Annotated in this window: 20 protein-coding genes; 8 read left to right on the forward strand and 12 right to left on the reverse strand. The window is 67.7% G+C overall.

The genetic code is table 11. From position 1 onward, the window contains the following. Window positions 1-115: 115 nt before the first annotated feature. From trmD to ffh, 6 genes are all read right to left on the reverse strand, one after another. Window positions 116-820 carry a tRNA (guanosine(37)-N1)-methyltransferase TrmD gene (gene trmD, locus M2319_RS14705; RefSeq protein WP_264602220.1) on the reverse strand — a complete coding sequence of 235 codons (705 nt, stop codon included), beginning with the start codon at window positions 818-820 and terminating at the stop codon, window positions 116-118. Window positions 821-833: 13 nt separating this feature from the next. Next, window positions 834-1292 carry a GNAT family N-acetyltransferase gene (locus M2319_RS14710; RefSeq protein WP_264602221.1) on the reverse strand — a complete coding sequence of 153 codons (459 nt, stop codon included), beginning with the start codon at window positions 1290-1292 and terminating at the stop codon, window positions 834-836. After that, window positions 1289-1849 (reverse strand): ribosome maturation factor RimM, encoded by a 561-nt coding sequence (rimM, locus tag M2319_RS14715; protein ID WP_264602222.1) that lies wholly within the window; start codon window positions 1847-1849, stop codon window positions 1289-1291. The genes M2319_RS14710 and rimM overlap by 4 nt, the downstream gene beginning before the upstream one ends. Before the next feature lie 154 nt (window positions 1850-2003). Beyond that, window positions 2004-2414, reverse strand: a complete 411-nt coding sequence (gene rpsP, locus M2319_RS14720; protein ID WP_264602223.1) for a 30S ribosomal protein S16 — start codon at window positions 2412-2414, stop codon at window positions 2004-2006. Between the two features lie 40 nt (window positions 2415-2454). Continuing rightward, window positions 2455-2976, reverse strand: a complete 522-nt coding sequence (locus M2319_RS14725) for a GNAT family N-acetyltransferase (protein WP_264602224.1) — start codon at window positions 2974-2976, stop codon at window positions 2455-2457. Beyond that, a complete protein-coding gene (ffh, locus tag M2319_RS14730; protein ID WP_264602225.1) occupies window positions 2973-4505 on the reverse strand; it encodes a signal recognition particle protein in 1533 nt (510 codons plus the stop codon). Before ffh ends, M2319_RS14725 begins: the two co-directional genes overlap by 4 nt. Window positions 4506-5104: 599 nt before the next feature. Between ffh and M2319_RS14735 the strand changes: the two genes are divergently transcribed. After that, complete coding sequence (locus M2319_RS14735; protein WP_264602226.1) at window positions 5105-5596, forward strand: RrF2 family transcriptional regulator; 492 nt, start codon at window positions 5105-5107, stop codon at window positions 5594-5596. Window positions 5597-5661: 65 nt separating this feature from the next. Here M2319_RS14735 and M2319_RS14740 read toward each other — a convergent pair whose 3' ends face one another. From M2319_RS14740 to M2319_RS14755, 4 genes are all read right to left on the reverse strand, one after another. Next, a complete protein-coding gene (locus M2319_RS14740) occupies window positions 5662-6336 on the reverse strand; it encodes a YggS family pyridoxal phosphate-dependent enzyme (protein WP_264602227.1) in 675 nt (224 codons plus the stop codon). Beyond that, a complete protein-coding gene (locus M2319_RS14745) occupies window positions 6333-6884 on the reverse strand; it encodes a DUF924 family protein (RefSeq protein ID WP_264602228.1) in 552 nt (183 codons plus the stop codon). The genes M2319_RS14740 and M2319_RS14745 overlap by 4 nt, the downstream gene beginning before the upstream one ends. Window positions 6885-6987: 103 nt before the next feature. After that, the gene (locus M2319_RS14750; protein WP_264602229.1) at window positions 6988-8103 is read right to left on the reverse strand and encodes a CobW family GTP-binding protein; all 1116 of its coding nucleotides are present in this window, start codon (window positions 8101-8103) and stop codon (window positions 6988-6990) included. A 56-nt stretch (window positions 8104-8159) separates the two neighbouring features. Continuing rightward, on the reverse strand, window positions 8160-9620 hold the full coding sequence (locus tag M2319_RS14755) for a D-alanyl-D-alanine carboxypeptidase family protein (RefSeq protein ID WP_264602230.1): 1461 nt from the start codon (window positions 9618-9620) through the stop codon (window positions 8160-8162). A gap of 439 nt (window positions 9621-10059) precedes the next feature. Between M2319_RS14755 and M2319_RS14760 the strand changes: the two genes are divergently transcribed. The 5 genes from M2319_RS14760 (at window position 10060) to leuB (ending at window position 17968) form a co-directional block, all read left to right on the forward strand. Next, window positions 10060-11094 (forward strand): TAXI family TRAP transporter solute-binding subunit, encoded by a 1035-nt coding sequence (locus tag M2319_RS14760; protein WP_264602231.1) that lies wholly within the window; start codon window positions 10060-10062, stop codon window positions 11092-11094. A gap of 143 nt (window positions 11095-11237) precedes the next feature. After that, window positions 11238-13466, forward strand: coding sequence for a TRAP transporter permease (locus M2319_RS14765; RefSeq protein WP_264602232.1), 2229 nt, complete (start codon window positions 11238-11240; stop codon window positions 13464-13466). Window positions 13467-13541: 75 nt separating this feature from the next. Beyond that, the gene (locus M2319_RS14770; protein ID WP_264602233.1) at window positions 13542-14711 is read left to right on the forward strand and encodes a M20 aminoacylase family protein; all 1170 of its coding nucleotides are present in this window, start codon (window positions 13542-13544) and stop codon (window positions 14709-14711) included. A 125-nt stretch (window positions 14712-14836) separates the two neighbouring features. Then, complete coding sequence (locus M2319_RS23180; protein ID WP_319801786.1) at window positions 14837-16648, forward strand: serine/threonine dehydratase; 1812 nt, start codon at window positions 14837-14839, stop codon at window positions 16646-16648. 207 nt (window positions 16649-16855) lie between these two features. Beyond that, window positions 16856-17968, forward strand: a complete 1113-nt coding sequence (leuB, locus tag M2319_RS14780) for a 3-isopropylmalate dehydrogenase (RefSeq protein ID WP_264602234.1) — start codon at window positions 16856-16858, stop codon at window positions 17966-17968. Window positions 17969-18402: 434 nt separating this feature from the next. Here the strand turns inward: leuB and M2319_RS14785 are convergent, their stop codons facing one another. Next, entirely contained in the window at window positions 18403-18711 is a 309-nt protein-coding gene (locus M2319_RS14785; RefSeq protein ID WP_264602235.1) for a hypothetical protein, read from the reverse strand. Window positions 18712-19000: 289 nt separating this feature from the next. On the opposite strand from M2319_RS14785, the gene M2319_RS14790 reads away from it, so the two are divergent. Further along, complete coding sequence (locus tag M2319_RS14790; RefSeq protein ID WP_264602236.1) at window positions 19001-20035, forward strand: aspartate-semialdehyde dehydrogenase; 1035 nt, start codon at window positions 19001-19003, stop codon at window positions 20033-20035. 348 nt (window positions 20036-20383) lie between these two features. On the opposite strand, the gene M2319_RS14795 is transcribed toward M2319_RS14790, so the two are convergent. Further along, window positions 20384-22453 carry a glycosyltransferase gene (locus M2319_RS14795; protein WP_264602237.1) on the reverse strand — a complete coding sequence of 690 codons (2070 nt, stop codon included), beginning with the start codon at window positions 22451-22453 and terminating at the stop codon, window positions 20384-20386. 190 nt (window positions 22454-22643) lie between these two features. Between M2319_RS14795 and M2319_RS14800 the strand changes: the two genes are divergently transcribed. Continuing rightward, complete coding sequence (locus M2319_RS14800; protein WP_264602238.1) at window positions 22644-23678, forward strand: sulfotransferase family protein; 1035 nt, start codon at window positions 22644-22646, stop codon at window positions 23676-23678. The last annotated feature ends 176 nt before the right edge of the window (window positions 23679-23854 follow it).

The following is a 23854-nucleotide window of genomic DNA, read 5'->3' on the forward strand; positions in this document are numbered from 1 at the left end:
GTCGGGCGGAAACTCCGGATTGGCGGCCGCGAAAAGAGGATCGACCTGGGGGAGCGGCCAAGGCGGGAGCGATAGGCCGGGGGCGGGAGCCTGTCAAGGAAGGCCCGGCGCGCGGTCAGTCGCCGTCCCGGCCCCTGTGCCGCGCCCAGAGGTCCGGCCGGCGCTCCCTTGTCAGCCGTTCGGCCTCGTCGCGCCGCCAGGCCTCGATGCGGCCGTGGTGCCCGGAGGACAGCACCTCCGGGATCGTCCGCCCCTCCCATTCGGCCGGCCGCGTGTAGTGGGGATATTCCAGGAGCCCGGTCTCGAAACTCTCCTCCGTGCCCGACGCCTCGGCGCCCATGACCCCGGGCAGCAGCCGCACCACGGCATCGAGCACCACCATCGCCGCCACCTCGCCGCCGGACAGCACATAGTCGCCGACGGAAAGCTCGGTGAGGCCGCGCGCCTCGATCACCCGCTCGTCGACGCCCTCGAAGCGGCCGCAGACGAGGACGGCACCGGGTCCACTGCTGAGATCGCGCACCAGGCCCTGCGTCAACGGCCGGCCGCGCGGGCTCATGAGGAATTTCGGGCGCGGGTCGCCCTCAGGTGCAACGGCATCGATCGCCCGGGCGAGCACGTCGGCGCGCATGACCATGCCCGGCCCGCCGCCGGCCGGCGTGTCGTCGACCGAACGGTGCTTGTCGAGGGCGTGGTCGCGGATCTGCTCCGTCATCAGCGACCAGGTCCCGGCCTCCAGCGCGCGCCCGGCGAGCGAGACGCCGAGCGGGCCCGGAAACATCTCCGGATAAAGGGTGAGGACGGTGGCGTTCCAGGTCATCGCGGAAAGGCCGTCATCTGAGCCACAGCTTCATGCCGATATGGCTGGGGGCAAAGCCGAGCCGCTCGTAGAACCGCGCGGCATCTTCCCGGCGCCGGTCGGTGGTGAGCTGGACGAGGGCACAGTTTTTCGCCCGCGCCCTTGAGATCGCCTCCTCGACGAGCTTCTGGCCGACGCCGCCGCCCCGCGCATGCTTGGCGACCCGCACCGCCTCGATATGGGCGCGCGTGCCGCCCTCATAGGTGAGGCCCGGAATGAAGGTGAGCTGCAGGCAGCCGATGACCGTGCCGTCCCGCTCGGCAACGAGGATGTCGTTGTTCGGGTCGGCCGATATCGCCTCGAAGGCGGCCCGGATCGCCGGAGTGTCCGGATCGCCCGCGCCTTCGCGGGAAGCGGCGAGGGAATCGGCGGCGATCATGGCAATGAGCACGGGGAGATCCGCCGCAACGGCGCTGCGGAAGCAGACGGTCATGACCCCGCGCCCGGCGACCGCTCCGCCGCGTCTTCGTCCTTGTCCGTGCCGTCATCGAAGAGGCCCGGCGGCGGCGCGACGACGATGCGCCCGGCGGCGATATCCACCTCCGGCACGGCTTCCAGCGTGAACGGCAGATAGGCGCTCGGCCGGTCCGCCGGCTTGATCTCCAGGAGATCGCCGGCGCCGAAGTCGTGGACCGCGATGACCTTGCCGAACGGCATGCCGTCGACATCGACCGCGTCGAGCCCGATCAGGTCGGCGTGGAAGAACTCGTCCTCCTCCGGCGCGCCGAGCTGGTCGCGGGAGACGAACAGCTCCGTGCCGTTCAGCGCTTCCGCCGCGTTGCGGTCCTTGACGCCGTTGAGCCGGACGATCAGCACGCCCTTGGAGGCGCGCCAGTCGATGATCTCGAATTCCCGCCCGTTGCCAGCCGAAAGCGCGCCGTAGTCGGCGATCGCCTCGGGCGGCTCGGTGAAGGATTTCAGGCGCACCTCGCCCCTGATGCCGTGGGCGGCACCGATCTGTCCCAGAAGGATGCGGTCCGGGTCGGCCATGGATCACCGCTTGAGCGTATTCCCGAACCGAAGGTCCGCGTCAGCGAAACGTGGAGACCGGTTTTCGGAAAAGAATACGCGTCAAAATAAAAAGCTAGAGCGTTTCGGGCGATTCCGTAATCGCGTGAAACGCTCTAGGCGGCGAGGCGCGGTGTTACTCCGCGCTCGCCTCTTCGGCCGGGGCTTCTTCGGCAGGAGCGGCAGCGGCTTCAGCGGCCTTGGCGGCGGCTTCTTCCTCGGCCTGCTTGGCGGCGTCGATACGCTCCTGCGCCTTCTTGCCCGGCAGCGCCTTCTTCGGATTGTTGCGCGGCTTGCGGGTCAGGATGCCGGCCTCGTCGAGGAAGCGCAGCACGCGGTCGGTCGGCTTGGCGCCGTTGTCGAGCCAGTGGCGGACGCGGTCCTCGTTGAGGGTCACGCGCTGGCCGTCCTTCGGCAGCATCGGGTCGAACGTGCCGATGCGCTCGATGAAGCGGCCGTCGCGCGGCGAGCGCACGTCGGCAACGACGATCCGGTAGAACGGGCGCTTCTTGGCACCGCCGCGGGCAAGACGAATTTTAAGGGCCATTCAGGGTCTCCTGGTTTCGATGTCAGTAGTTGATCGGGTGTTACGATTGTCCGGACTGTTCCGGGGCGGGATGCCGGTAGAGCGTGGCGACATTCCCGAGGATGATGATGTTGCGTTCAGGGTGCGCGCCGAGCCGGGCAGCGACGCGCCGCGAGGGGCCGTTTTCGTCGGCAATGCAGCTTGCCGCGGTCGTCCAGCCGAGGACGCCATAGGCGTATTCGCGGACCCGAAGCGCAGCCTCGGTGATCAGGCCGCGGCCCTGGAACTCCTTCATCAGGCCCCAGCCGATCTCCGGCTCCGGCCAGCCGTCCGGATACCAGAGGCCGCAATAGCCGGCGAAGCGGCCGGTGGCCTTGTCTTCCAGCGCCCAAAGGCCGTAGCCGCGCAGCGTCCAGTGGCCGACATAGCTGGCGATCCGCCGCCACACGGCTTCCCGGTTGCTCGGACCGCCGATGAAGCGCGATGCAGCAGGATCGGCATAGAAGGCGGCGAAGGGCGCAAGGTCCTCGTTCCGCCACTGCCGGAAGCGCAGCCGCTCGGTGGAAAGCTCCGGGATCGTCACTTCTTCTTGCCCTTGCCGCCGGGAAGGCCCGGGAAACCGCCCATGCCGGGCAGCTTGCCGCCGGGAAGGCCTGGAAAGCCGCCGGGCAGTCCGCCCATGCCGCCGGGGAGGCCGCCGCCGAGGCCACCGGGAGGAAGGCCGGGCATGCCGCCGCCCTTGGCCATCTCTTCCAGAGCGGCCGGGTCGACCTGCGGGGCCTTGCCGCCCATCATGCCGCCGAGAAGGCCCTTGCCCTTGCCCATCTTCTTCATCATGTCCGCCATCTGGCGGTGCATCTTGAGGAGCTTGTTGACGTCCTGGACCTCGGTGCCGGAGCCGGCGGCGATGCGCCGCTTGCGGCTGGCATTGAGCAGCTTCGGCGCCCGCTTTTCCTTCACCGTCATGGAATTGATGATCGCCATCTGCCGCTTGACGATGGTGTCGTCGAGATTGGCCGCATCGAGCTGCTTCTTGATCTTGCCGATGCCGGGCATCAGGCCGAGCATGCCGGACATGCCGCCGATCTTCTGCATGTGGCCGAGCTGGTCGGCGAGGTCCTCCAGATCGAAGGCCCCCTTCTGCAGCTTCTTGGCCATCTTGGCGGCTTTTTCCGCATCGATGGCCTCCGACGCCTTTTCGACGAGCGAGACGATGTCGCCCATGCCGAGGATACGGTCGGCGATGCGCGAGGGATGGAATTCCTCCAGCGCGTCGGCCTTTTCGCCGGTGCCGATGAGCTTGATCGGCTTGCCGGTGACGGCGCGCATGGACAGCGCCGCGCCGCCGCGGCCGTCGCCGTCCATTCGGGTGAGGCAGATGCCGGTAATGCCGACCCGCTCGTCGAAGCTCTTGGCGAGGTTGACGGCGTCCTGGCCGGTCAGCGCATCGGCGACGAGCAGCGTCTCGTGCGGCTGGGCGACGTCGCGGATCTCCGCCATCTCCATCATCAGCGGCTCGTCGATATGGGTGCGGCCGGCGGTATCGAGGATGACGACGTCGTAGCCGGAGAGCCGGCCGGCGGTCATCGCCCGTTTGGCGATCTGCGGCGGCGTCTCGCCGGCAACGATCGGCAGGGTGTCGATGCCGTACTGCTCGCCGAGCACCTTCAGCTGCTCCTGGGCGGCCGGGCGGCGCGTATCGAGCGAGGCCATCAGCACCTTGCGCTTCTCGCGCCTGGTGAGCCTGAGGGCAATCTTCGACGTGGTCGTCGTCTTGCCCGAGCCCTGCAGGCCGACCATCATGATCGGCACCGGGCTCGGCGCGTTGAGGTCGATCGGCTTGCCCTCGGCACCGAGCGTCTCGATCATCACGTCGTGGACGATCTTGATGACCATCTGGCCCGGCGTCACCGACTTGACAACCTCCGCGCCGACGGCGCGCTCGCGCACCTTGTCGGTGAAGGACCGCACCACCTCCAGCGCCACGTCGGCCTCGATCAGCGCGCGCCGCACCTCGCGCAGCGCCTCGCCGACGTCCTTTTCCGAAAGCGCGCCGCGCCGCGTCAGCTTGTCGAAAATATCGCCGAGGCGATCTGACAGATTGTCGAACATGAGCTCTCGCTTCGTTCTGTCTTTTGTCAGCCGCGCGGGGCCGAGAGGCCCTGACAAGCGCGGCAATGAAACCATCCATCGGCCGAACGCAAAACGCACCCGCGGGCGCAACGCGCTGGCGGGTGTTGGCCTCCGGGGTCTCTTTATACCTTTGCGGGCCCCGGTCGGCTCAAGTCGTCGGCAGATGTCGAAAACCGGCGTGGAATTTATGGAGTTGCGGCCGCCGCGTCAAGCAATTCCCGAAAACCCGCGCAACGGCCGCATCCCGGCACCCTTGCCCCCGATCCGCGAACGGGCGTCCGGCAATGGCTCGCTTTGCCGGAAATCCGGCGGGCGCACCCCCGGAAAACCCCCAAGGGGAAAAATGCAAGGCCTGCAACCCGCGTCATCACGTCCCTTCGACGCTGATGAATAAATTGTATAGAACTATGGACCATGCGGGAAAATGCGTCCAAACTCCACTTTTGATTTGCCGCGTTTTAGGCGCACTCACACAGAGGCACCGGTGGCGCACACGAGCCTTTTATTGTTACAGTCGTAACCGGACTGAACTCCCACCGCTCCCCGCCCGTCGGAGCGGCAACAGGCAAGCAACGCACATGCGACTCACCCAGCAAACCGACATCGCCCTTCGCATCCTGATGTATCTCGCCATCAACCGGGACGAGAAAACCATCATCGACGATGTCGTCGTCAAGTGCCTCTGCCCGCGGCCGCAGGCCGTGAAGGCGATCCAGTCGCTGCGCAACGGCGCCTACATCACCTCGCGCAAGGGCCGCAACGGCGGCATCGCGCTGGCCCGCGACCCGTCGGAAATTTCCGTCGGAGAGATCGTGCGCACCATCGAGACGGACATCATCATGGCCGAATGCCAGACCCAGCATCCGGCCCATTGCAACATCGTCGAGACCTGCCTGTTGAAGAACGCCTTCGACGGCGCCATGGAGCAGTTCATGCACCATCTCGACAACATCTCAATCGCCGACATCACCTCCAATTCCGAGGTCCTGTTCTGCACCGGCGGACCGATGCCGCAGCCGCGCGACGGCGCGCCGGCCCGTCCGGCCGCGGCGACGATGTTCAAGTACTAGACCCCTTTCGAGGTCGAGCGATGGGATAGGGGCGCCGGAGCCCGAAAGGGGTCCGGAGCCGCGTCTTACCCGTAGTCCCGCGCGCCGAAAATGGCCGAGCCGACCCGCACATGGGTGGCGCCGAAGCCGACCGCCGTCTCGAAATCCGCCGACATGCCCATGGAGAGCCACGGCAGCTCCAGCCCGTCGGCGAGCTTCTGCAACAGCGCGAAATGGGGCGCGGCGACGTCTTCCACCGGCGGGATGCACATCAGCCCCTTGAGGGCGAGCCCGTACTCCTCGCGGCAGCGCTTCACGAAATCGGTCGTGTCGTCGGGCAACACCCCGGCCTTCTGGGGCTCCGCGCCGGTGTTGACCTGGACGAGGAGCGCCGGGGCGCGGCCCTGTTTCTCGATCTCCTCGGAAAGCGCGCGGGCGATCTTCTCCCGGTCGACGGTGTGGATGACGTCGAAGAGCGCCACGGCGTCCTTCACCTTGTTGGACTGCATCGGCCCGATCAGGTGAAGCTCCACGTCGCGGAACTCATCCTTGAGGAGCGGCCACTTCTTCTGCGCTTCCTGCACCCGGTTCTCGCCGAACACCCGCTGGCCGGCGGCCAGCACCGGGCGGATGTCGTCGACCTCGAAGGTCTTGGAAACGGCGACCAGCGTGACGGCACCCTCGGGCCGGTCGGCATCCTCTTCGGCCCGGGCGATCCGGGTATGGATTTCCGCCAGCCGGCGGACGGCCTCCGCGCTCATCCCGCAAACCCGCCGAGCTTGAGGAATGCCTCTTCCTCGGCCGTCGTCTCGCGCCCGAACACCGGATTGCGGTGCGGGAAGCGGCCGAAGCGGCGGATCAGCTCCAGGTGCTGGAAGGCATAGAAGAGCCCGTCCTTGTCGCCGATCCCCATCATCAGCTCCACGCAGCGCCCCTGGTCGTCGAGGCTTTCCGAATGCATGAAGGGCATAAAGAAGAACTTTCTGACCTCTACGGGATAGGCCCGCTCGAACCCCTTGCCGAGCGCCATGTCGGCGATCGTCCGCGCCTTTTCGTCAGTGGCGAAGGCCTTCGGGCTGTCGCGGTAGACGTTGCGCGGGAACTGGTCGAGCAGGAGGATCAGGGCGAGGGCGCTGTGCGGCTTTTCCGTCCAGCGGTCGAGCGAGCCGTCCGCGGCGTGCGCCATCAGCGCGCCGAACCGTTCGCGGATCTCCACGTCGAAACCGGCGTCCTTGGTGAACCATTTCGCCGGCCCCGCGCGGAACCAGAAATCGAGGACGTCGAGCGGGCCGGGCAGGGTGTCGGACAAGGGAGGAACTCCTGGATTTGGCGGCAGCAACGGCATCGGCCGCGCGGGACGGTCCTTCAGGGGCCGTTCCGCGGCTGCCGGCGGCTGCCTTCGGGTGGTCGACTCAAGGCTTGAATGTGCCGGAAAATCCGCTGACCGCCAAGGGGTTGTCGGTCAGCGCCGCAGCATCGGGGGTATCGATGACGGGCGTCCCGGCGATCGCCTCGAACATCCGCCGCACGAAGTCTTCGGGCATGTCGCGGGTGATGAAGACGAGCCGCGTGCGGTGGTCGGCATCGGGCCATTCCGGCAGGGTCGCCGGCGGATGGAACACCTCCTGGACGCCGTGGATGACCACCGGCCGGTCCAGATCCTCGGCGAGCTTGACGATGCCCTTGACCCGAAGGAGCTTCGGCCCGTGGGCGGAGCGCAGAAGGTCGATGAACATTTCCAGCGCGGTCGCCGGCACCGCCCGGTCCGTCGCCAGGGAGAACGCCCTGATATGGTCGTCGTGGCGGTTGACGTCGTGGTGGTGATGGTGCCCGTGACCATCACCATGATCATGGGTGTGCCCGCTGTCGCGATAGGCCTCCTCGTGCAGCCAGCGGGCAACGTCGGGGATCTTCCGGGTCGGATCGAACAGGCCGCAATTGAGGAGGGCCCCGGCCGTCGCGCCGGCCGCATCGACCACCGGCGCCCCCGGATTGAGCGCGGCAAGGCGCTCGCGCAGCGCGGCGACGCCGGCGTCCTCGGCGATATCGCTCTTCGTCAGCACGATGCGGTCGGCAACCGCGACCTGCTTCACCGCCTCTTCATGGGCGTCGAGCGTCGCCATGCCGTTGACCGCGTCGACGGTGGTCACCACGCCGTCGAGCCGGTAGCGCAGCACCAGATAGGGGTGCAGCATGATGGCGTGGAGGATCGGCGCCGGGTCGGCGAGCCCCGTCGTCTCGATGACGATGCGCGAGAGCGTCTCCAGCCGGCCGTTGTCGAGCCGGCGCAAAAAGTCTTCGAGCGTCTTTACGAGATCGCCGCGCACGGTGCAGCACAGGCACCCGGAGGAGAGCTCCACGATGCCGTCCTCGGCCGCCTCGACCAGCATGTGGTCGAGCCCGACCTCGCCGAACTCGTTGATGATGACGGCCGCATCCGCCATCGCCGGATCGCTGATCAGGCGGTTGAGCAGCGTCGTCTTGCCCGAGCCGAGAAACCCGGTCAGGACGGTGATCGGAATCGGCATGCGACGACGATCCGGCGACTGGCTCATGGCTGCGATACTCTAAGAAACGGGCGGGACTAGCGCCGGGGATTGGGCCGCGGCAGCGGCTTGCCGTCGACGAAGGCCGGCGGCACCAGCTTCTGGGGCAGCAGCACCTCCGGCCGGCCGGTGATGCGGCCGCTGCGCGAGAACAGGCTGACCGCCTTGGCGGCATCTTCCGGCGGCGTCACCGGGCGAATGGCAAGGGCCGGCGAATTGCCGGTGGCGATCCCCGGCGTGCGCAGCGGATGCGGGCTCGGCAGCACGTTGGAGCGGCCGCGGTGGCTGATCTGGAAGCCGTCGATCGGCTCCAGCGCCTTGGCCGGCAGGTTGTCGTCCGCACCGCCCACATAGACCTTGACCACCGAATAGGACTGCGGCGGGCCGACCAGCCGGTCCAGAACCTCGTCGGCGGTAAGCTTGCCCTTGCCCTTCTTCTTCAGCGCCTTTGGTGCCGAGACCATGCTCGCCCGGTCCGGGCGGGCGCCGCCGAACAGGTCGCGGCGCGGTTCGGTCACCTTGTAGCGGTCATACTGTTCCAGGAGGTCGGCGATCTTCGGCTTGGCACCGCGGCAATAGCCCTTCGGCGGCAGCGCCGGCCAGGTGCGGGTCGCGCGGATCGATTCCACGGGCGTGCCGCCGCTGGAGAAGAACCCGCCGCCCTTGCCGAAGCCGCGGTCGAGCAGCTTGCGGGCGATCGCAGCGCGCTGGTAGCCGGTGCGCGCGCCGAGCACCACGGCGACGACGCGGCGTCCGTTGCGGGTCGCAGACGCCACCAGGTTGAGGCCGGAATCGCAGATATAGCCGGTCTTGAAGCCGTCGGCGCCGCGATAGTGGTGCAGAAGGATGTTGTAGTTCTTCATCGTCCGCTTGCCGAACGTGATCGCGCCGACGCGGAAATAATGGCCGTATTCGGGGAAATCCTTGTGCAGCGCCCGCGCCAGGATGGCGTAGTCGCGGGCATTGGTGATCTGCGCCCGATCGGGCAGGCCGTTCGGATTGGTGTAGCGCGTCGAGCGCATGCCGAGCCGCTGCGCCTCGCGGTTCATGGCCGCAACGAACGCCGCCTCGCTGCCGCTGACGGTCTCGCCGATTGCCACCGCCACGTCGTTGGCGGACTTCACCAGCATCATCTTCAGGGCGTTGTCGACGGTCAGCACGGTGCCGACCCGAAAGCCCATCTTGGAGGGCGGCTCGGACCGCGCATTGGCCGAATAGTAGACCGGCGAGGACGGCCGCAAAAAGCCGAGCTTCAGCGCCTTGAAGGTCACATAGGCGGTCATCATCTTGGTCAGCGACGCCGGATGCCACGGCCGCAGCGGGTTCATGGAATCGAGCACCGTACCGCTGTCGGCATCCATGACCAGATAGGCGGCGATGTCGTCCTCGGCGCGCGCCGGCGCCGTCTGCGCCCCCTGCACCAGGGCGCATGCGAGAAGGATCGCGGCGACGATCGCGGGTTTCCTGGCGACCGCTGACGAACCGAACCTGAAATGCAAGATGCCGTGTCCTTTTTCCGGTATCCGGGCGCGGGGCTCCACACCCCGGCGCGCAATCTGCTCCCCCCAACGGCCGCGACACACTAACGCAAACGCCGCCCGGATTGCAAAGATTCCGCGGCGGCGGCGCAGCCCGGTTCGGAGGTCCTCAACGGGTTTGTCCCGGAGCGGCCGGCACCTGCACCGTACCGCGATCGCTGGCCATGCGGGCGCCTGCCCCGGAACCTTGCCCGACAGATGGCGCCGCAGCCGCCGCTTGGCAATGGCAAACCGCAACCGGGCTGCATTTCTACCAGCCAGCGATGCTAGCCCGATCATACACGCATTCCGCACTACGGACTTTTTCTTAACAAAAGCGGTTGGCAGCGGCGGCCAAATGCAACAGATTTGATAAAACAAAAACAAACCAACCAGATCTTACCAGGGAGGACCAGACACCATGCTGGCACGACGCACCGTACTGAAATCCGTTCTTGCCGCCGCCACCGGCGCCGCACTCCTCGGCGCGGCAGCGCACGGACCGGCGAAGGCCCAGGAGGCCCAGAACTATCTCCTGGCGACCGCCTCGACCGGCGGCACCTACTATCCGGTCGGCGTCGCGCTGGCGACGCTGATCAAGGTCAAACTGCAGCCCAAGAACAACATCAACATGTCGGCGATCAACTCCGCCGGCTCCGGCGAGAACATCAAGCTGTTGCGCGAGAACGAGGTCCAGTTCGCCATCGTCCAGGGCCTTTACGGCGCCTACGCCAAGAACGGCACCGGCCCGCTTGAGGCCGACGGGCCGCAGAAATCGCTGCGCTCCATCACCATGCTGTGGCCGAATGTGGAGCACTTCGTCGTCAGGAAGGAATACGCCAAGAGCGGCACCATCGACGACATGGAAGGGCTCGCCGGCAAGAAGGTTTCCCTCGGCAGCCAGAATTCCGGCACCCTCGGCTCCAACCGCACCATCCTCGGCAATCTTGGCATCGACATCGATGAGGCCTACGACCTCGCCTATATGGGCTACGGCCCCTCGGCCGATGCCATCCAGAACGGCCAGATCCAGGCGATGTCGACCCCGGCCGGCCCGCCGGTCTCCGCCGTCACCCGGGTGTTTGCCGCCATGGGCGCCAACCTCAAGGTGCTCGACTTCACCGACGACCAGATCAAGCAGGCGAACGGTGACTTCGGCGAGCTGTGGACCCGCTTCGTCGTGCCGGCCGGCACCTATCCGGGCCAGAGCGCCGACATCAACACCATCGCCCAGCCCAACTTCCTTGCCGTGCGCGACGACGTGCCGGAGGAAACCATCTACCTGATGACGAAGACGATCTACGAGAACCTCGCCTTCCTCAACGGCATCCATCCGGCGACCAAGAACATGAGCCTGGAGCGCTCCATCGCCGGCCTGCCGCTGCCGCTGCATCCGGGCGCCCTGCGCTACTACGAGGAAGCCGGCCTCACCATTCCGGACGCCCTGAAGCCGTAACCCCGGCCGTCTGATCGGTTTGCAACGTCCGGGCGGGACAATCCCGTCCGGACCGGTCGTCTCCGCCCGCTGCAGGCGGGCTGCCCCCGAGAGCCGGGACCTCAGACCAGGACCGTGGCCGGGGCACAAGGTCGGGGAACAGAATGTCCGACAAAGACGCGCCCGGCGACGGGCCCGATGGCGCTGCGGGCGGCACTCCCGGTGGAACGGCTGCCGCCGCGCTGCCGGACGTTGCCATCATCGCCGACGAGGGGCGCCTGGAAGACCGCCGCTGGCAGGCGGTGTTCACCGCGGTCGCCGTCGCCGTCTCGCTGTTCCACCTCTGGGCCAACCTGTTCGCGACCCTGTCGACCCTGTGGCTCGCCGGCGTCCATTTCGCAGGCCTCGCCTTTCTCTGCGCCCTGCGCTTTCCGCTCGTCCATGCCGGCAGCCGGCGCGGGCGCAACGCCGTCTTTGCCGTCGATGTCGTCTTCGGCCTCGCGCTTGCCGTCGGCACCGTCGTCCTCATCGCCTCGGAAAACGCCATCTATGCCCGCGGCGTTCACCTGGCGCCGCACGAATGGGCGCTCGCCTTCCTCACCATCCTCGGCGCCATCGAGCTGACCAGGCGCACCACCGGCTGGATCATTCCGGTCCTCATCCTCACGGCGCTGACCTACGTCACCTGGTGGGGCGACCACATCGACGGCGTGTTCCGGTTTGCCGGGCTGTCCGTGGAGACCGTCGTCTTCCGCTCGATCTTTTCCGACGAGGGCATGTTCGGGATGATCGGCCGGATTTCGGCGAGCTTCGTCTTCCTGTTCATCCTGTTCGGCGCCTTCCTGGTGCGCTCCGGGGCCGGCGAATTCATCATCGACATCGCCCGCGCGATCTCCGGCCGGCTCACCGGCGGGCCCGGCTTCATCGCCGTCATCGCCTCCGGCCTCACCGGCACCATCTCCGGCTCGGCCGTCGCCAACACCACTTCCACCGGCGTCATCACGATTCCCTTGATGAAGCGCTCCGGCTTTCCGCCGCGCTTTGCCGCCGGCGTCGAGGCCGCGGCCTCCACGGGCGGCCAGCTCATGCCGCCGATCATGGGCGCCGGCGCCTTCGTCATGGCCAACTACACCCAGATCCCCTATCTGGACATCGTCACCGTCTCGTTCCTGCCGGCCTTCGTCTATTTCCTCTCCGTCGCCTTCTTCGTGCGCATCGAGGCCAAGCGCCACAACATCGTCTCCCATGACGACGACGCGCCGCGGGTCGCCGAAGTCCTGAGGAAGGGCGGCCCGGCCTTCCTGATCCCGATCGGCGTCCTCATCGGCCTCCTGGTCTACGGCTTCACGCCGACCTATGCCGGCGGCTGGGCGATCCTTGCCGTCGTCGTCGCCTCCTGGCTGACGCCGAACCCGATGGGACCGCGCGCCATCATCGAGGCGCTCGCCATGGGCGCCCGCAACATGGTCACCACGGGCGTGCTCCTGATCGCCATCGGCCTCATCGTCAACGTCATCGCCATGGCCTCCATCGGCAACACCTTCTCGCTGATGATCACCCAATGGGCCGGCGGCAACCTGATGATCGCCATCGTGCTGGTGGCGCTTGCCTCGCTGGTGCTCGGAATGGGCCTGCCGGTGACGGCCGCCTATATCGTGCTCGCCACCCTCTCCGCCCCGGCCCTGCAGACATTGATCATCAACCAGATCGTGTCGCCGGAGATGATGCGGGCCGACATCATCGCGGCCCTTGCCGAGGGCACCCTGTCGGACGCGATAAAACCCTTCTTCATGCTCGCCGACCCCTCGGTGATGGCCAAGCTGTCGGCGCCAATGCCGCCGGCCGACGCCGAGGCGCTCTGGAACGCCCTACCGCCGGAGGTCGTCACCCAGATCATGGCGCAACAGCGCCTCGCCCTGCCGGTCGCGCTGACCACCGGGGCGCTCCTGTCAGCGCACATGATCGTCTTCTGGCTTTCGCAGGATTCCAACGTCACGCCGCCGGTGTGCCTCACCGCCTTTGCCGCCGCGGCCATCGCCAAGACGCCGCCGATGCTGACCGGCTTCACCGCCTGGCGCCTCGCCAAGGGCCTCTATCTGGTGCCGATCCTCTTTGCCTACACGCCGTTCCTGACCGGCACGATCCCGGAAATGCTGACGCTCTTTGCCGTCGCCACCCTCGGCGTCTATGCGCTTGGTGCCGCCATCGAAGGCCATATGGAAGCGCCGATCCCCTGGCCCCTGCGCATCCTCCTTGCCGCCGCCGGCGTTGCCCTTGTCTGGCCCAACACGCCCTATCTGGAGGCCGCGGGCGCCGCCGTCGTGCTCGGCATCTTCGCCCTCAACATCCGCGCCGACCGCCGGCGCAGGGCCGTAGCCGCCCGCTCCGGATGAGGCCGGCGCGTTTGCCGAACGGCCGAACCGCGATAGGCTTCACGGCGATACGCGAATCCTTGCAAAGAGGCCCCGATGCCGATCATCAACCGCTTCGCCGACCTGCACGAGGAGATCGCCGGCTGGCGCCATGACTTCCACCGCCACCCGGAGCTGCGCTTCGACGTCCACCGCACCGCCGGCATCGTCGCCCGCAAGCTGGAAGCGTTCGGCTGCGACGAGGTCGCAACCGGCATCGGCCGCACCGGAGTCGTCGGCGTCATCAGGGGCCGCAAGGCGGGCTCCGGCAAGGTAATCGGCCTTCGCGCCGACATGGACGCCCTGCCGATCAAGGAGGCGACCGGCCACGCCTATGCGTCGGAGGCGGAGGGCCTGATGCATGCCTGCGGCCATGACGGCCACTCGGCAATGCTGCTCGGCGCCGCCCGATACTTGACCGAGACGCGCAATTTCGACGGCACGGCGGTCATGGTCTTCCAGCCGGCCGAAGAGGGCGGCGCCGGGGCCAAGGAAATGATCGAAGACGGCCTGATGGAGCGTTTCGGCATTCAGGAAATATACGGTCTACATAATATACCTGGTATACGATCCGGAAATTTCGCTGTGAAATCAGGGGCGATGATGGCTGCCACCGACCGGCTGACCATCGAGGTCGACGGTATCGGCGGCCACGGCGCCTTCCCGCACACCACCGTCGATCCGGTCCTCGTCGGCAGCCACATCGTCACCGGATTGCAGTCGATCGTCTCCAGAAACGTCGATCCGCGCGCGGCCGCGGTCATCTCCATCACGATCTTCCGGGCCGGCGAGGCCGATAACGTCATCCCGCCCTCGGCCTACCTCAAGGGGACCGTGCGTGCCCTCGATGCGGCGACCCGCGACACGCTCGAATCCCGCATCCGCGCCTATGTGGCCGCCACCGCCGAGGCCTTCGGCGCCAGCGTCCGCCTCACCTACCAGCGCGACTATCCGGTCACCATGAACCACCCGGCTGAGGCCGACCTTGCCGCATCCGTCGCCGAAAAGATCGTCGGCCCCGACCGGCTCGACCGCGACCCGACCCCAATCATGGGCGGCGAGGATTTCGCCTGGATGCTGGAGGCCCGGCCCGGCGCCTACATCTATATGGGCAACGGCGACAGCGCCGGCCTGCACCACCCGGAATACGACTTCAGCGACGACGCCATCCCCTATGGCTGTTCCTACTGGGTGAGCCTGGTGGAAACGGCAATGCCCCTCGATTGACCCCGCCAAAGCGCGGCCCGCGCCGGGGCGCCCGCGATAAGCCCTTGGCGCCGTGACACGTTCTCTCCCCATTTCGCGGTCAAGTTCCCGTGAAGACGTGTAAAAGGGGTGCGAAGGAGAAAACCATGTTCGATACCGTCAGCCCGGAACTGATCCGCTCCGTGCACTCGCGCATCCGCAACCAGATCCGCCGCACGCCCGTACTGCACACCGCGCCGGGCGATTTCGAATTGCCCGCCCCCGTCGTCGTCAAGCTGGAGCAGATGCAGTTCGCCGGCTCCTTCAAGGCCCGCGGCGCCTTCAACACGCTGCTCAGCAACGAGATCCCGCCGACGGGCGTCACCGCCGCCTCCGGCGGCAACCACGGCGCGGCGGTCGCCTTTGCCGCCGACCGGCTCGGCGAGCTTGCCCGCATCTACGTGCCCGAGACTGTGGCCCCGGCCAAGGCGGACCTCATCCGCCGCTACGGCGCCGACGTCCACATCGAGGGCGAGACCTATGCCGACGCCGCCGCGCTCTGCGAGGAATACGCCGCCGACACCGGCGCCCTCCTCGTCCACCCCTATGACAGCTTCGACACCATCGCCGGCCAAGGAACGCTCGGCCTGGAATGGGAGGAACAGGCCCTCGGCCTCGATACGGTGCTGGTCGCCGTCGGCGGCGGCGGGCTGATCGCCGGCATCGGTGCCTGGTTCGACAACCGAGCCCGGGTCATCGGCGTCGAGCCGACCGGCTGCCCGACCCTGCATAATGCCCTCGCCGAAGGCCGGCCCGTCGACGTCGACGTGGACTCCGTCGCCGCCGGCGCGCTCGGCGCCCGCCGCTGCGGCGACAACGTGTTCCGGATCGCCCGCGACCGTGTCGAGGAGGTGCTCCTGGTCGAGGACGAGGCCATCCTCCTCGCCCAGCAGCGGCTGTGGCGCGACTTCCGCATCGCCACCGAACCCGGCGGCGCCACGGCGCTGGCCGCTCTCCTCACCGGCGCCTACCGGCCGGAACGCAACGAGAGGGTCGGCGTCCTCATCTGCGGCGGCAACGCCGATCTCGCCCAGCTTGAAGAGGCGCTCGCCCGCCCCGCACCCCAGGCGAGCCCGGCCGGCGCCCGCGCGCCGTTTTCGATCGAGCGGGTGGCGACCGACATCATCGCCGCCGAACTTCTGTCGAGCGAGCTGATGCCCGACGCGCTGGAAAAGGTCGCCGAGGCGACGGCCGGCGACGACAGCGACGGGGACGCGGAAGCCGCCGGGGCCGATGCGCCCGCGGGGGACGATGCGCCGGACCTGGAGGACGTCTTCGCCGAGGCCCTTGCCGTCGGCGCACCCGACCCGGACGAGACCGCCGAAGAGACCGACGAGGCCACCGTGGAGACAGCGCCGGCCGACGGCGACACCCTCGCCGAGCAGGGCGCCGTGGACTTCGATGCGCCCGTCGAGGACGCCGCAGCGGAGGCGCCGCCGCTCCATTCGGAGTTCGATCCCCAGGCGATGGCCGACAACCTCGCCGCCGCCCTCGACCTCGGCGCCTTCGACCTGGCCCAGGATGGTCCGACGCCCGACGGCCCGGCACCCGACGAGCCCATGCCGGACGTCGGCGAGGAGACGGACGAGCAGCCGGAAGACGGGCCTGAGGACGCGTTCGGGGACGCTGACGACGACGACATCGAACCCGTCGGCGAAGAGCCGGCCCTTGTCGCCGCCGGGGCGGAGGAGCTCTCTGCCGAGGAGGACGCGAGCGCAGAGGTCTTGCTCGACGCCGAAGGCTCCGGCGACCCGGATGCCGGCTCCGAGCCTGCTGACGACAAGGCCTCCCGAGACGAGGCCTTCGAGGATGAAAGCCCGGACGACGAGAAGACCGGCGACGAGAAGACCGGCGACGAGGCGAGCGACGACGACGGGCCCAAAACATCCGACGACGACGGGCCGCGCATCTCTCCCTGACGCGAGCCGTTCCGAACATGCACCTTCCGCAAAATTGCGGAAGGTGGTCTCCGCCCGGTCGCCGCGCCTTGCCGCGAGCCGTATACGTCCGCTTGCAGTCGGTCGCCATTCCGGCTAACCAACCTTCCAGAAAAACCCGCCAGAACGACGCTCTCCCCAAGCGATTACGCGCCCAGGGGATGACGCCCCCGAAAGGATGACCCGCACATGACCGACTACAATCTTCTGCTCCTCCCCGGCGACGGCATCGGCACCGAGATCATGGAGGAGGTGAAGCGCGTCATCGCCTGGTTCAACGACAAGACCGACCTTACCTTTACGTATGAGGAAGATCTGGTCGGCGGCGCGGCCTATGACGCCCACGGCGCGGCCGTCTCCGACGCCACCATGGAAAAGGCCTTGGCGACGGACGCGGTCATCTTCGGCGCCGTCGGCGGGCCGAAATGGGACGGCGTTCCCTATGACGTGCGCCCGGAAGCCGGGCTCCTGCGCCTGCGCAAGGATCTGAAGCTCTTTGCCAATCTGCGCCCCGCCATCTGCTATCCGGCGCTCGCCGATGCCTCCTCCCTGAAGCGCGACGTCGTGGAAGGCCTCGACATCCTGATCGTGCGCGAGCTCACCGGCGGCGTCTATTTCGGCGAGCCCAAGGAGATCACCGACATCGGCAACGGCCAGAAGCGGGCCGTCGACACCCAGGTCTACGACACCTACGAGATCGAGCGCATCGCTTCTGTCGCCTTCGACCTTGCCCGCACGCGGCGCAACAAGGTCACCTCGATGGAAAAGCGCAACGTCATGAAGTCGGGCGTGCTCTGGAACGAGGTCGTCACCGCGACCCACAAGGCCAGCTACGAAGACGTCACCCTTGAGCACATGCTGGCCGATGCCGGCGGCATGCAGCTCGTGCGCTGGCCGAAGCAGTTCGACGTCATCGTCACCGACAACCTCTTCGGCGACATGCTGTCTGACGTCGCCGCCATGCTGACCGGGTCGCTGGGCATGCTGCCGTCCGCCGCCCTCGGCGCCCCGGACCCGGCCACCGGCCGCCGCAAGGCGATGTACGAGCCGGTGCACGGCTCGGCCCCCGACATCGCCGGCAAGGGCATCGCCAACCCCATCGCCATGATCGCCTCCTTCGCCATGGCGCTGCGCTACTCCTTCGAACTGACCAAGGAAGCCGACCTCGTCGAATCCGCCATCGCCGCCGCCCTCGACCGCGGGCTCCGCACCGGCGACATCGCCGAGGCAGGCGCCCCGACGGTCTCCACTATGGAGATGGGCACGGCGATCCTTGCCGAGATGGATCGACTGGCGGGGTAGGTTTTCGCGAGTTTTTAGCGCTAGGTTTTTTAGCGCTCACGGCTGAGCGCGGGCTTCGCCCGCTAGCCTCCGCGGGGGCGGCAAGTTTATTTGCCGCTCACGCCAGGCTCGCTTCGCTCGCGGCTCCGCGAGGGCGGCGCATCAGCGCCGGCGGGCGCTTGCCCTTGCGAAGCCTGACGGCTCCGAGCTTTCACTCACGGCTAAGCTCTCGCTAGTCTCCGCGGGGCGGCAAGGTCTTTTGCCGCTCACGCCTGGCTCGCGGTCCGACACAGGCGGCCCATCAGCGCCGGCAGCCGTTCGACCTTGCGAAGCCTTCCGGCTTCCTAGTTTGCCGCTCGCGCCAACTCGCTGCGCTCGCGGCTCCGCGAGGGCGCGCTGTCGCGCGGCGCCCGGTCGGGCTTGCGAAGCCTTGCGGCTTCGATGGAGCCCGGACGTCAACGCTTGGCAGCTCGCCTCGGGTTTGCCACCGCCATCTCCCCAAACTCCGCGTCACCACCGGACTTGATCCGGTGGTCCATGATGACGAGCGGCGAAAACTCCCCTAACAGATTGAAATCAAAGGCCTCATGGATCACCGGGTCAAGCCCGGTGATGATGCAGAGCGCGTGGATGCCAGAGTGCATTCGCCGTAAACCGGACAGCAGTGGCTCAAGGCCGGGATGACGGTCGAGCGTTGCGCCCGCGCCGTCCAAACCGTCCCGCTCACCGACCGGCGTGACGGAAGAGCGCGCGGCAGCGGCCACTACGCCGCCACCCCCAACCTTGACAGCCCCCGCGTTCCACGTCATGAGAAGCGCGCTGTAACAGAGGTTGCCATGCGCCCGTTCGATCGGATCATCGAGCAGAAGACGCCGTCCTGGGCTTTTCCGGGCGTTGCCGCGCGCGCGACCGTCAAGATCACCAAGACCACGAAAACCACTCCGACCGCCTGACGGTCCTCTCGTCCGCCGATATCTCCCCCGGCGCGGCGCGGGGGATCGAAGAGCCCGTTGACGAAACGGGCGCGGGGAGAGGGAACGAGGAACCAGAACCATGGGTTATAAAGTCGCAGTCGTCGGCGCCACCGGCAATGTGGGCCGCGAAATGCTCGATATCCTGAAGGAACGGGGCTTTCCGGCCGACGAGGTCGTTGCCGTCGCCTCCCGCCGCAGCCAGGGCGTGGAGGTCTCCTATGGCGACGCCACGCTGCGGGTGAAGGCGCTGGAGCACGTCGATTTCTCCGACATCGACATCGCGCTGATGTCGGCCGGCGGCGAGACTTCGAAGGAATGGTCGCCGAAGATCGGCAAGGCCGGCTGCGTCGTCATCGACAACTCCTCCGCCTTCCGCATGGACCCGGACGTGCCGCTGATCGTGCCGGAGGTGAACGCCGACGCCATCGAAGGCTTTACCCGCAAGAACATCATCGCCAATCCGAACTGCTCGACCGCACAGCTCGTCGTCGCGCTGAAGCCGCTGCATGAGAAGGCGAAGATCCTGCGCTGCGTCGTCGCCACCTACCAGTCGGTCTCCGGCGCCGGCAAGGAGGCGATGGACGAGCTCTTCACCCAGACCCGCGCGGTGTTCGTCTCCGACCCGGTGGAAGCCAAGAAGTTTCCGAAGCGGATCGCCTTCAACGCGATCCCGCATATCGACGTCTTCATGGAGGACGGCTTCACCAAGGAAGAGTGGAAAATGACGGCCGAGACCAAGAAGATTCTCGACCCGAAGATCAAGCTGGTGGCGACCTGCGTACGCGTGCCGGTGTTCATCTCCCACGCCGAGGCCGTGCACCTGGAATTCGCCGAGCCGATCACCGCCGACGAGGCAAGGGACATCCTGCGCGAGGCGCCGGGGTGCCTGGTCATCGACAAGCACGAGCCCGGCGGCTACATCACGCCCTATGAAGCGGCCGGCGAGGACGCCACCTATATCAGCCGCATCCGCGAAGACCCGACCGTCGACAACGGCCTCGCCATGTGGGTGGTCTCCGACAATCTGAGGAAGGGCGCGGCCCTCAACACGGTCCAGATCGCCGAGACCCTCGTCAATCGCGGCCTGATCCAGCCGAAGAAGGACGCGGCGTAAGGGGCGGGTCCCAGCTCGGCCGACATCCCCGACATCCCCGGCGGCGCGCAAGCGCTGCGCCGGGACCGGTCATCGGGATGGCTGATGCGTTTCAGCGTTCGCTCGCTTTCCGTCAACGGATTGTTTGCAAAGCCATACCGGATTGCCGACCGAACGCCGAAAATCGCGAAAATCAGTTGATTAACCGATAGGCCGCGCTGGATTGCTTCGCTCCGCTCGCAATGACGTTTTCTCAATCATTTCAACGTCATTGCGAGGAGGCCGCTAGGCCGACGCGGCAATCCAGAATCATGCTGTTCGGATATATCCCGCGCCTGCAGGCATCCTTCTGATCAAAGTACTCCCGGGTCACGCTCCGAGAAGTCGCCGGACCCTCGCCCAAAGCCCCTTTTTGCGCACGGGCGCCGGCGGCGGCTCCATCCCTTGCGAGGGATCGACGCCGCCGCGGTGGAAGAGGCCTTGCGCGTAAAGCAGCGCCAACCGCGTGTCGCGCGGATCGGTCCCCGCGAGCAGCCGGAACACCTGGTGCCGGGCGCCCTCGTGGTTGGCCTTCTTCCAGTTCTTCTTGACCGTCCCGGCGCTTTCGCGAAACAGCACCACGGCCTCAGGCAGCACGCCAATGCGCTGGCCGCGGGCCCTGAGCAGCGCCATCAGGTACCAGTCCTCGCTGACATAGCTGTAGCCCGGATCGGGAAACCGGCCGACGGCCTGAAACGCCTTGCGGGTGACGACCATGTTGGTGTCGCCCATGGCGTTGGAAAAGAGCGACAGGGCACCCGCGCTGCCGGCAAAGAGCTGGCGCCGGTGGATGCCGGCCGCGTCCGTCGGCGGTGCATCGCCCTCGAAACAGTCGAGCGGCGAGGCGACGGCGTCGAACCGGCCGCTGTCGACGGCTTTGCCGTAAGCGTCCAATGCCTCCGGGGTCAGGGCGTTGTCGTCGTCGAGGAAGACGACGGCCTCGCCCGTCGAGGCGTCGAAGCCGGCATTGCGAGCCAGCATCGGCGACAGATGTTTGTCGAGACGGACGATCTTCCAGCCCCTGGCTCTGAAGTCGGCCGCGAGTTCGTCGAGCAGGGCCCGCGCGGCCCCGGTCTCGCTGGCGTTGTCGACGAGGACGACCTCGTCCGGCCGCCGGGTCTGGGCATCGAGGCTCTTCAGCGCCTGGCGCAGAAAATCCGGCCGGTCGCGGTGGAGCACGATGACCGAAAGGCTGTGCTTGAGCGGCGCGGGCAGTCTGGTGCGGCCGGCAAGGTCTTGCGCATGGGCCGACCAGACGGCGGCGATGTCCTTGCGCGAAACCGCCGGTGCGGGCGGCGCGAGGCCGTCCGCCAGCGCAGCGGAGACGGCGTCCGCAAGCGCGTTCATCTCCGGCGCCACGACGCTGCCGCGGCTTTCCGGCGCCAGCATCTCGCCGACGCCATCGATGTCGGTGGTGAGGAACGAAAAGCTCCCGGCAAGGAGATCGGCGACCAGCCGCCGATCGGGAACAGCAAGGAACGGCGCGACGACGAGGACATGGTCGCGACGCTCTGCGAGGGCGGCGAGGGCGGTGCCGTAGGTCTCCGCCGGCACATGTTCGAAATCGATGCCCCAGCGCGCCGTGCGATAGCCGAGGGAGCGGGCGGACAACCCGTCGCCGCCACGCGCCAGCGGACCGATCGCCGTCACCTTAACTCCGGAAAGGCCGCCGCGGGCGATCAGCGTTTCAATGACATCGCAGAACAGCCAGAAGCCTGAGGCCGCATCGATCCTCCCGACAAAGACGATTTCCTCGATCGCCGCGGCGCTGCCCGTTCCGGCCGCTCGCTCCGCCATCGGGACCGGCAGAACGGCGGGTTGCGGCGCCTCCGGGACGATCTCCATAAGGCGATCGGCAACGGCAAGGTGCGGGACGACGACGGCATCGGCGAGGCGGACGACGTCGCGCTCCAGGGCATCGCAGAGCAGAAGCTCAGGGTGCGCGAGCGTCGCGTCCTGCAACAGCGCCGGATCGGCGACGGGCCCATCGATGACGGCGACGACGGGCATCGCGATGCCGCCGAGCCCCATCGCCCGGTCCATGGCGGCGACCGCGGCACATTCCGGCGCGCCGACCACATAGACCGCGTCGAAGCTCTGGCCCTTGAGCCAGCGATAGAACGTCTCGGCACGAAGGAGGGCCGAGCCGGGAGAACTCATATGGGGCTGGAAGTTGCGGCGCGGCGTCTGCGGCGCGGAGATTTCCTCAGCGCGAATGCCCTCATCGCCGGACACCGAAGGCATCGCTCCCGGCCAATGGGCGAGCGTCACCGTATGGCCGGCCTCGGCGAGAAGACGCGCCAGCGCCTTGGCGCCGGCGATTGCCTGCCAGCGGCGGCCGGCGCCGGGAGCGGCCGGATCGAGCGGGACGGCAACGCAGAGGGAGAGCGGGGCGGCCATGGCGATGGGTGGCGTCCTTCCTGCGGCGGCGTGCCGCCCGCCGGATGTAGCCCGCTTTCGCGGCCAAGCGCAATCGCGGGGCGGCCCCTTCCTCTCGACAGCGCCGGGCGTGCGGAGTACATCTCTCGCGCCCCGCGGGCACGAGCCGTATTCCGGCGGGCCCGTTCACTCCGCGTTGTCACGGGATCCCATGTCCGGATCGAGCGCTCCCCGCGAAATCGTCTTCGTCCACATCCCCAAGACCGCCGGCACGGCGGTGCGCGGTGCGCTCGTCAAGGCGCTGCCGGATTACGAGGCCGTCTTCGACTACGGGCCGAAGTCGTCCGCGACGTCCGAGGCCTGGCGCGAGGCGCTCGCCGTTGCCGACAACCCGATGGCGCTCGCCGGCTTCCGCCAGGCGATCGCGGAACGTGGGCGGGTGCTCCTTGCCGGGCACTTCGAGGCCTTCAAATACTGGAACCTCTTTGCCCCGGAGAGCTTCATCGCCGTCCTGCGCGATCCCGTCGAGCGGGTGCTGTCGGAGTTCTCCCACCATCGCGGACGCTACGGCTACGAGGATCCCATCGAGGTCTTCATCGAGCGGCCGCGGCTGCGCAACGTCATGGCGCGCTACCTGCGCGGCACCGACCCGCGCCGCTTCGGCTTCATCGGCATATCGGAACGCCTGGAGCGGGATATTCCCCGCCTCTCCGATGTCCTCGGCGTCAGGCTGAAGGTGCCGCGGACCAATATCGGCGTCCATGACGAGACCGTCGCCGGGCACATGAAGGACGCGGCGCTGCGGCACCGGATCCGCGAGCTCAACGCCGAGGACCAGGCGCTCTACGAGTTCTTCCTCGATCGCGCGCCCGGGGAAGCGGTGGCCGACCCCCTGCCGCCGGCGCTTGCCGGCATCGGCGTTGCCGGGCGGATGCGGGCGACGCTTGAGGGCACGTTGACCGGCTGGGCGGTCGACGGGGTGAGCGAGCGCGCCGTCGAGCTGGAGGTGCGTTCTGGCGAGGCGATCATCGGCCGTGTCCGCGCCGACGGCTTCAGCAAATGGCTGCTGACCCGCCAGCTCAGCCGCAACGGCATCGGCACCTTTACCTTCGACCTGAAAGCCGCACTGGGGGCGCTGCCGGAGGCCGAGCGGCTGCAGACCGTGACGGTGCGCCCCGTCGGCGGCGTGACGCCGATCGCCGGCGCCCTGCGCGAAAGGCGCCTGTCCCTGCTGCTCGGCGGCTGACGGCCCGGCCATCCGGCGCCGGCCAGGCGAATGCGCGATCGACCCGGCCGACATCGCCGGCATTCCGGCCGTTTTGTCCCGTCCTGCAACCGGTCGCGTCCCCCTCTGAACATTTCGAATCCGGCGCTCCGACAGGCCGGGACACCGCGCCCGCGAAGCGGTTGACTACCTTACGG

It is taken from the genome of Rhodobium gokarnense (assembly GCF_025961475.1).
Taxonomy (GTDB): Bacteria; Pseudomonadota; Alphaproteobacteria; order Rhizobiales; family Rhodobiaceae; genus Rhodobium; species Rhodobium gokarnense.